Source organism: Qipengyuania zhejiangensis (assembly GCF_035607565.1).
Taxonomy (GTDB): Bacteria; Pseudomonadota; Alphaproteobacteria; order Sphingomonadales; family Sphingomonadaceae; genus Qipengyuania; species Qipengyuania zhejiangensis.
In genome coordinates this window covers 1,442,084-1,449,953 of the sequence record NZ_JAYKGO010000003.1, presented here as the reverse complement: position 1 = coordinate 1,449,953, position 7,870 = coordinate 1,442,084, and the positions used below count along the sequence as shown (strand labels likewise).

Annotated in this window: 11 protein-coding genes and 1 tRNA gene; 5 read left to right on the top strand and 7 right to left on the bottom strand. The window is 58.5% G+C overall.

Translation table 11 applies throughout. The features are described from left to right. The coding region (locus VR863_RS14820; RefSeq protein ID WP_324829237.1) for a CHC2 zinc finger domain-containing protein at nucleotides 1-263 on the bottom strand (263 nt) is incomplete at its 3' end. Between the two features lie 138 nt (nucleotides 264-401). On the opposite strand from VR863_RS14820, the gene VR863_RS14815 reads away from it, so the two are divergent. The 4 genes from VR863_RS14815 to VR863_RS14800 all read left to right on the top strand — a co-directional run bounded on the left by VR863_RS14815 (nucleotide 402) and on the right by VR863_RS14800 (nucleotide 2,444). Next, complete coding sequence (locus VR863_RS14815) at nucleotides 402-992, top strand: lytic transglycosylase domain-containing protein (protein ID WP_324829236.1); 591 nt, start codon at nucleotides 402-404, stop codon at nucleotides 990-992. 64 nt (nucleotides 993-1,056) lie between these two features. Further along, nucleotides 1,057-1,608, top strand: a complete 552-nt coding sequence (locus VR863_RS14810; protein ID WP_324829235.1) for a thermonuclease family protein — start codon at nucleotides 1,057-1,059, stop codon at nucleotides 1,606-1,608. Beyond that, entirely contained in the window at nucleotides 1,599-1,793 is a 195-nt protein-coding gene (locus VR863_RS14805) for a DUF6961 family protein (RefSeq protein ID WP_324829234.1), read from the top strand. The genes VR863_RS14810 and VR863_RS14805 overlap by 10 nt, the downstream gene beginning before the upstream one ends. Nucleotides 1,794-2,144: 351 nt before the next feature. Then, nucleotides 2,145-2,444 carry a hypothetical protein gene (locus VR863_RS14800; RefSeq protein ID WP_324829233.1) on the top strand — a complete coding sequence of 100 codons (300 nt, stop codon included), beginning with the start codon at nucleotides 2,145-2,147 and terminating at the stop codon, nucleotides 2,442-2,444. A gap of 8 nt (nucleotides 2,445-2,452) precedes the next feature. Here the strand turns inward: VR863_RS14800 and VR863_RS14795 are convergent, their stop codons facing one another. The 4 genes from VR863_RS14795 to VR863_RS14780 all read right to left on the bottom strand — a co-directional run bounded on the left by VR863_RS14795 (nucleotide 2,453) and on the right by VR863_RS14780 (nucleotide 5,156). Further along, on the bottom strand, nucleotides 2,453-3,148 hold the full coding sequence (locus tag VR863_RS14795; RefSeq protein ID WP_324829232.1) for a nucleotidyl transferase AbiEii/AbiGii toxin family protein: 696 nt from the start codon (nucleotides 3,146-3,148) through the stop codon (nucleotides 2,453-2,455). Then, complete coding sequence (locus VR863_RS14790; RefSeq protein WP_324829231.1) at nucleotides 3,138-3,401, bottom strand: hypothetical protein; 264 nt, start codon at nucleotides 3,399-3,401, stop codon at nucleotides 3,138-3,140. The genes VR863_RS14795 and VR863_RS14790 overlap by 11 nt, the downstream gene beginning before the upstream one ends. 278 nt (nucleotides 3,402-3,679) lie before the next feature. Beyond that, on the bottom strand, nucleotides 3,680-4,903 hold the full coding sequence (locus tag VR863_RS14785; RefSeq protein WP_324829230.1) for a tyrosine-type recombinase/integrase: 1,224 nt from the start codon (nucleotides 4,901-4,903) through the stop codon (nucleotides 3,680-3,682). Between the two features lie 166 nt (nucleotides 4,904-5,069). Next, a tRNA-Leu gene (locus tag VR863_RS14780) sits at nucleotides 5,070-5,156 on the bottom strand. Nucleotides 5,157-5,327: 171 nt separating this feature from the next. On the opposite strand from VR863_RS14780, the gene VR863_RS14775 reads away from it, so the two are divergent. After that, a complete protein-coding gene (locus VR863_RS14775) occupies nucleotides 5,328-6,278 on the top strand; it encodes a complex I NDUFA9 subunit family protein (protein ID WP_324829229.1) in 951 nt (316 codons plus the stop codon). Between the two features lie 88 nt (nucleotides 6,279-6,366). Here VR863_RS14775 and VR863_RS14770 read toward each other — a convergent pair whose 3' ends face one another. Both VR863_RS14770 and VR863_RS14765 read right to left on the bottom strand, forming a co-directional pair. Then, a complete protein-coding gene (locus tag VR863_RS14770) occupies nucleotides 6,367-6,843 on the bottom strand; it encodes an NfeD family protein (protein ID WP_324829228.1) in 477 nt (158 codons plus the stop codon). A gap of 8 nt (nucleotides 6,844-6,851) precedes the next feature. Next, nucleotides 6,852-7,865 carry an SPFH domain-containing protein gene (locus VR863_RS14765; RefSeq protein ID WP_324829227.1) on the bottom strand — a complete coding sequence of 338 codons (1,014 nt, stop codon included), beginning with the start codon at nucleotides 7,863-7,865 and terminating at the stop codon, nucleotides 6,852-6,854. Nucleotides 7,866-7,870 lie beyond the last annotated feature (5 nt).

The following is a 7,870-nucleotide window of genomic DNA, read 5'->3' as shown; positions in this document are numbered from 1 at the left end:
GAAGAACCCGAGAAAAACCTGGCCACCTCGAAACCTTCGCGGGCCAGAGCGGAAAGCACGCTCTGCTGATCGCAGCCAGCAAAACAATGGAAGAGAATAGCCTTTCGGCCGAGTGTCACGCCGAGCGAAGGTGTGCGGTCTTCGTGTGCGGGGCAGCAGGCCATCCCCTTTGTGCCTGACCATTTGCCGCCCCGCGATTCGCAAATGCGGCGAGCAGTTTCGGCAAGGGACGGGTTGGGAAGAGTGCGGGCAGACAGGGACATGCGAGCTCCTCAGCTTGCGAAGTGGCCCCCTCGATAAGCTTCCTCTCCTCTCTCGAAGGCTAGCATATGTCGCTTTCCTACAGGTGTGTGTTCTATGTATGTTCTTTATCGATTCGAAGCAATGGAGCAAAGAATGAGATGACCGCCCCCAATCGTTTTGTGACAACAACGATCGCCTTTGCGGGCTTGATCGTGGCTTCGTTTCACCCTGTCAGCGCCCAGGAGTTCGCCCTCTTCGAACACGCGGTCCACCAACCGGAAGTCGAGAGCAAAACTGAGCCTGTCAGGCAGTACCTTCCGGCGGTCCATGCGCGCGGGAAGACGAGTATTTCCTACAAGGAAGGACTGTATATGGGGGCGATCGCCGAGGCTGAGCGCCGGTATGGCCTTCCACCAAACTTGCTTCGCGCCCTGATCTGGGCCGAGTCCCGCTTCAATCCAATGGCGGTTAGTCCGGCCGGTGCCGCCGGTCTTGCCCAACTGATGCCAGCCACCGCGCGCGAACTGGGCGTTCGAAACCGGCATGACCCTATCGCCTCGATCGACGGCGGCGCGCGCTACCTGCGCGATATGTTGAAACGCTTCGAAGCGGTCCATCTCGCATTAGCTGCCTATAATGCTGGTCCTGGTGCGGTTTCCCGCGCCCGCGGCATCCCAAGAAATGGTGAGACACCGCAATACGTCCGGACGGTGTTATCCAGATGGTCTGCAATCGGGGCATACCATTGACGAAATCGTATGATTTCTGACTATTATCTGCTGGTGCATACCGTAATGAAATCGGACTACGCCAGTGCGTGATGAAGCGAGGGACCCGCTCGACTTTCAAAAAGCGTTGAAGGCAAAGAAGCGCCGGAAGCTGGGTAAGGAGATCATGTTGGGCTTAGGGGCATTCTCGATAGTCGTCGCGGCAGGGATGCTGGCGCTCAACTGGTCGGCAGGAGACGCGAGACCCGCAAATGTTGGACAGCAGCCCCAAGGTCTGTTCCAACAAGCGAGCTCTCCGCAGTTCGCTATCTGTAGCAGAGTCAGAAGGACATGTGTCGTCGATGGGGATACTTTCTGGCTCGATGGAACCAAGATCCGTATCGCTGATATCGACACTCCAGAAATTGGCCAGCCTCGGTGCGACTACGAGTACGAGCTTGGAATGCGGGCGACACGCCGATTGGTCGATTTGCTTAATGCCGGGCCGTTTGAGCTTCACACCATCGGAAATCGGGATGAGGACCAATACGGTCGCAAATTGCGTGTCGTGACCCGCAACGGTCGGTCACTTGGCGATCAGCTGGTTAGCGAAGGGCTGGCCCGAACCTGGACCGGAAGGCGTGAACCATGGTGTTGAACCGTGATCAGGAGCGGTGGGCTGCCGCGCTATGGGTAGAGAAGAACCATGGTGATGCCGGACCAGCCGACATAGCAAAGCAAGTGGAACGGTTGGCCTTAGAGGGCGACGAAGCGGGCGTAGAAACCTGGAAAGCGATCGCCGACCGTTTCGATCAGCTTGCACGCAAAAGCACCGCGAACTGAGGCCTCGAAGCGGTGCGGCAATGGCTTCGAAATCTAGGGATCCGGATTGAATTCGCCGTTCTCGCATCAGTGTCGTTGCTGGGGCTGCTATTGAGCCTTCGATCTTGCTTTGGCTGAGTAGTAACAGCCCTATCGACGGGAGACCGGCTTTAACGCGAATCGCAGCTTGGGCCGGACAATGCCATCTGGGATGATGGCGAATGGATCAGCTGGGATGAGATCAACGAGCAAATCCAGTACAAGGAGTGGCGGGCAAAATATCCCAATGCCGATCTGTCGCTGGTCTCGATCTTTGAGAGCCTTATAGCCACGGCTGAAGATTATCACCTTCACACAGGCAAGCACCTTCAGGTGTATGGCGATATCGGAGAACTCTACGGGGCGATCACGCATGGCATAAAGCTGCACCGCAACTACGCTCAAGGATCGGATGGGCGGCTCGGCAATGACTTGGTCGAGGTCAAAACAATCACGCCATTCAAGAGCAATGACCAGGTCACGCTGAACCTCAAACGGAACTTCAGTATGGTCTTTCTGGTCAAGATCACGTCCGACTTCGAGGTGCGCGGGAAGCTCATTCCACGCAAGGCCTTGCCCCGTGTGAAGGGTGACAAGCTGGTTCTGGAATGGGCTGATATTGGGTCCGAGTGAGGGGAGCCCTAGGCGCCTAGCGTTGCACGCAACAACTGCACTGTAATCCCCTGCGCTTGCGCAACCAGGTGACCGTTACTGTCGCGGTACATGAGTTGTTTGATGATCGAGCTAGCGAACTCAGGCTTCATATTTTCCGCAGCTCGAAGGGCATTCGCACATCGATCAACTCCACATTCGCGGAAAGCATTGATCACATAGTCCTGGCCCAGCTTTTCGCTCGTGGCCGCGATATCGAACATGTCGCGTGGCTGCATCGATGCACCGCGATAGTAGACCTTCTTGGCGACTATCTCTGCCGGAGTTTCTTGCCGGATTGTTCGCCCCCGTAGCTCACTGATCTGTGATGGCTCTGGCGTAATGTCGGCACAGCAAATGAAGTCGATTTCTCCAATGTCCTCGAAGATCAGTTTGAGGGAACCTGCGCCGTCTGTCTCATAGGTGTCCGGCATTCGTTCGAGCTCAAACCCCTGTGTTTCGGGATTGAGGTAGGGGAGGAATTGGGGATCGGAAAGGAAGAGGTCGATGTCATAGCTTTCGCGATGATCGATCTGGAGCATCAGTGCCGTCCCACCTCCGAACGACCAATCTGGCTCGCGGCCAACGGCTTCGGTGGTTCGCGCGATGATGTCGGATGCCAAATCGAATAAAAGCGGCCATTGGCTCGGCTGCTGTCGAGGCGAGATCACTTTCTTAGGCTGCAAGAGGCAGCGAGTACCCAGCCATCTTGGAAAACTGGCTAGCGATAGCTTTGGCCATATCCTCATTGACCTTCATTTCAGTCATGAAGGCTTTCTGGGCCGCTGGCGTCACCTCCGAGAAGAAAGCGAAGACGCTGGCGTCGCACGTTGCCACACTCGATGGGTCAGCGATAAGCGCAGCGAGTTGATGAGCGGAATGGTTCGCCCCATAGGGAGCGTTCACCGTTGCCAGAACCTGTGCAGTTAGGTTGCTCATCTTAAACCTACGGAATCAATCTCAGAGTGGGGATATACGCTTCATGCGTTAGCAAAACAAGAATGTTCGAACATAGGTAGAACGCAGAGAGCTAACACCCGATTTATCCCGCATTTTTCAAAAATCGATTTTTGCGGGATAAAAAAGCCCCGGCGATTGCGGCCGATCTCGGTCATCACCGAGATCCCTTGGAACTCGCCAAGGTCATTTCCAAGCCGCGAGGCCGGACCGCTAGCCCCACTGCTCTGATCCATCTCCAAATAGGGCACGGCCACGATTTAACCCCGGGCAAACTTTGCCTTTATGATCTTTCCTCCTGAGCGGAGTTCATCAAGGTATTCGCTCCACCATTGAGCCATGCGCACCCGCTCATCCCAGTGCTTACCGCGGTGATAGATGCCGCGCACCGCATTGCTGTCGCCGTGGGCCAATGCGCGCTCGATGGCATCCGGGTTCCACAATCCTGACTCGTTCAGGAACGTCGAGGCCGTCGCCCGCAAACCGTGAGCGGTGACTTCATCCTTGGAATACCCCATGCGACGAAAAGCGGCATTGAGTGTGTTCTCGCTCATGGGACGCTTTGAGCTGCGAGCCGAAGGGAACACGTATCCTTCATAGCCGAGCAATTCGGCAAGGTCAGTGAGGTAGCCAACCACCTGCTTTGAGAGTGGCACCGCATGCGCACGGCGTGCCTTCATTTTTCCAGCAGGGATCTTCCAGACGCCATCGACGAGGTCGATCTCGCGCCACTCGGCATGCCTGAGCTCGCCAGGTCGCACAAATACATGTGGTGCGATCTGCAATGCGAACTTGGTCACCATGTAGCCGGTGTAGTCGTCGATTGCCCGCAGCAGGCCTCCCAGCTCCTTGGGCTCCAGAATGGCCGCATAATGAGTGGCTTTCGGCGTTATGAGTGCGCCCTTCAACATACTGGTCGGATCGGATTTGCAGCGAGTTGTTGCGACACCATATCGAAACACCCGGCCCGCGAACGACCGGCACTTCTTGGCAGTCTCGTGCTTGCCAGTAGCTTCTAGCCGCTTGAGAGGAGCCAACACTTCAAACGGCTCTATCTCATGTATGGGCCGGTTTCCGATGGCCGGTGCGAGCTGATCGAGAAAATAGTTGGCTTTGATGATCGTGCCTTCGGCACGGCCATTCTTCACCATCATCTGTTCGATATATTCGCGAGCAACTGCCTCGAATGTCTGGGCGGAGAGAAACTCCTCGCGGATCTTCCGCTTGCGTTTCTCGAAAGCCGGGTCGCCCCCTGAGGCGACAGCCTGGCGCGCCTCGAAGGTCACGTCTCGCGCCTCCTTCAGGCTGACTTCGGGATAGCTGCCGATCGCGAGCTTCTTCTCAAGCTTGCCGAGCCGGTATCGGAAACGCCACAGCTTACTGCCTGCCGGCGTTACTTCGATGTAAAGGCCTCGCTGGTCAGCGACCTTGTAAGGCTTGTCTTTCGTCTTGAGGGCGCGGAGCCGTGTTTCGGTCAGAGGCATTTGCGGGCCTTTTCCCAATGTGGTTTTCGCAAAGGCCCGCAAAAGGCCCGCAAAAATGTCTGGAACCCCCGAGAACAAACGGGACGATCCGGAACTACCGAAGGGCGGAATCCCTAGGGTTTCTGCGGGTTTTATAGATTATCTGGGAGAACAAGAGAAGAACAAATGGTGCCCAGAAGAGGACTCGAACCTCCACGCCCTTGCGAGCGCCAGCACCTGAAGCTGGTGCGTCTACCAATTCCGCCATCTGGGCACCGGAGCAGCGCGGTCGTCTTTGTCCGGGCTGCGGGTAGGGGCGGGCCACTAGCGAAGGGGGGCGAGTCTTGTCAACGTCAATCGACACGCGCGGAACGCTTGCGGGTGCGCGGCGGTTGAGGCAAGGGGCCGACACCACACTTGATTGGCACGAAAGCAGGCAATTCCGATGGCACAAAGCAGCGCACTGAACGGAAAACTCGTGGTTCTGATGGGCGGTAGCGGTTTCATCGGGAATTACGTGGCGCAAGCGCTTCTCGAACGCGGTGCCCGGCTTCGGATTGCCAGCCGCAATCCCGAACGTGCCTACACGCTCAAGCCCCTCGCCAATTTGGGCCAACTGCAATTTGCCCGCTGCAACGCGGCTGACAGGCAGAGTGTGGAACGCTGTATCGCCGGCGCCGATGCCGTCGTGAACCTTGTCGGCAGTTTCGACGGGGATCTGGCGCGCTTGATGGGCGAATCTCCCGGCTGGATGGCCGAAGCTGCCCGTAACCAGGGTGCCCAGGCGTTCGTCCATGTCAGCGCGATTGTCGGCGATGCCGATGAAGACACGCAGACCCGGTATGCCCAGGCGAAGACACTGGGTGAGGAACGCGTCCTCGCGGCATTTCCCAAAGCGACGATCCTTCGTCCGTCGATCCTGTTCGGCAAGGACGACAATTTCATCAACATGTTCGCGGGGCTGATTTCCACCCTGCCCGTGTTGCCGGTGTTCGGCCCCGATGCGCCGATCCAGCCCGTCTATGTGGATGACGTAGCCGAAGCGGTCGCGCGCACGCTCGAAAATCCGGGCGCCTTCGGCGGGAAGACATTCGAACTGGCTGGACCCGATGTCATGACGATGATGGACATCAACGAAGCAATCGCGGCGGCCCAGCAGCGCGCTCGTACGTTCCTGCCGGTGCCCGATGCGATATCGTCGGTGTTCGCCTCGCTGCCGGGCACGCCGATGTCATCGGACCAGTGGAAAATGCTCAAACTGGGCAATGTCGCGTCCGGCGACCTGCCCGGTTTTGCCAAACTGGGGATCGAGCCAAAGCCGCTCGACCTGTTCCTCGACAAGTGGATGGTGCGGTTTCGCAAGCACGGGCGGTTTACGGATCGGCTCACAGCCTGACCTTGCGCGCCGTACGAGCCAACTTTCGATAGTGTTGGCCGCCGTCAAGGCAGATGCGCCGGGGGTAGGCTAGTTCTGCGCCAGCGTCTTACTCGGCATCACGGGGTTGATCGCGTTTGTCGTCGACGAGGACGACAGGTTCGACATGCAGCTGCGCGCCGTCGCTGCCGGTAATCCTGACCCGTTGGCCGACCGGGATGTCGGGACCGCGGGCAATCCATTCGCTGTCACCCACCTTGACCCTGCCCGAGGAGCCTTCGAGCGCCTGCGTCACGATGGCGGTTTCCCCGACCAGCCGGCCCACGCGATTGTTGAGCAGGGGGTCCGACGAGACAATCGGGCGATCGCGCAGAACCCGCCTGGCTGAGAACGCGAAAATCAGGGCCAGCGAAACGAAGGCGATGACCTGCAAAGCCACCGGTGGGCCCGACACGAAAGCGAGCAAGGCGATGACGATTGCCGCCAGCGCCAGCCAAATGAGATAAACCCCCGGCACCACCATCTCCAGCGCCGCCAGAGCAAGGCCGAGGATCAACCAGATCCAGTAGGATTCGAACCCTTCCATCGACCGCGCTAACCCCCGTCACCAGTGCGCGGAACGCTTGTTCGGCGCACAGGGGTGCGTTCACGCCCGCCCCCCTGCGGCAAGGCCGTGCCGGTGTCGGGCGTGGTGGGCGTGTCCGCAAAGGTGCCTTTGATCAGCTCCCCGATCCCCCCGAGCGAGCCGATAAGCTGTGTCGCCTCGACCGGGAAAAGGATGGTCTTTGCATTCGGGCTGTCGGCGAACTTGCCCACCGCCTTGGTGTATTCCTGTGCCACGAAGTAATTGATCGCCTGGTTGCCGCTCTGGGCAATGGCGTTGGACACCAGTTCGGTTGCCTTGGCTTCCGCTTCGGCGGCGCGTTCGCGAGCTTCAGCATCGCGGAAAGCGGCTTCCCGTTTGCCTTCGGCCTTGAGGATAGCCGATTGCTTGTCCCCTTCGGCGCGAAGGATGTTGGACGCCCGGTCGCCTTCCGCCTCGAGGATTTCGGCGCGTTTGAGGCGCTCGGCCTTCATCTGGCGGGCCATGGCTTCCGAAATGTCGAGCGGGGGGCGGATGTCCTTGATCTCCACGCGGGTGATTTTCACGCCCCACGGCGATGTCGCGTGATCGACCACGCTGAGCAGGCGGGCGTTGATCTCGTCACGTTTCGACAGTGTTTCGTCGAGATCCATGGAGCCCATGACCGTGCGCAGATTGGTCGTGGTGAGCGCCATGATCGCCTGATAGAGATTCGACACCTCGTAGGCGGCCTTGCCTGCATCCAGCACCTGGAAGAACACGACCGCATCGACGCCCACCATGGCGTTGTCGGCGGTGATGATTTCCTGTCCGGGAATATCCAGCACCTGCTCCATCATGTTCACCTTCTGCCCGACACGGTCGATGAACGGGATGATGAGGTGCAGGCCGGGATCGGCGGCAATCGTATATTTGCCGAACCTTTCGATGGTGTAGACGTACCCCTGTTTGACGACGCGAACCGCCATCAGCAGGAAAACGACGACCAGCAGGACCAGGAATGCGAGTGCGAGCGTACCGCCCATGATCA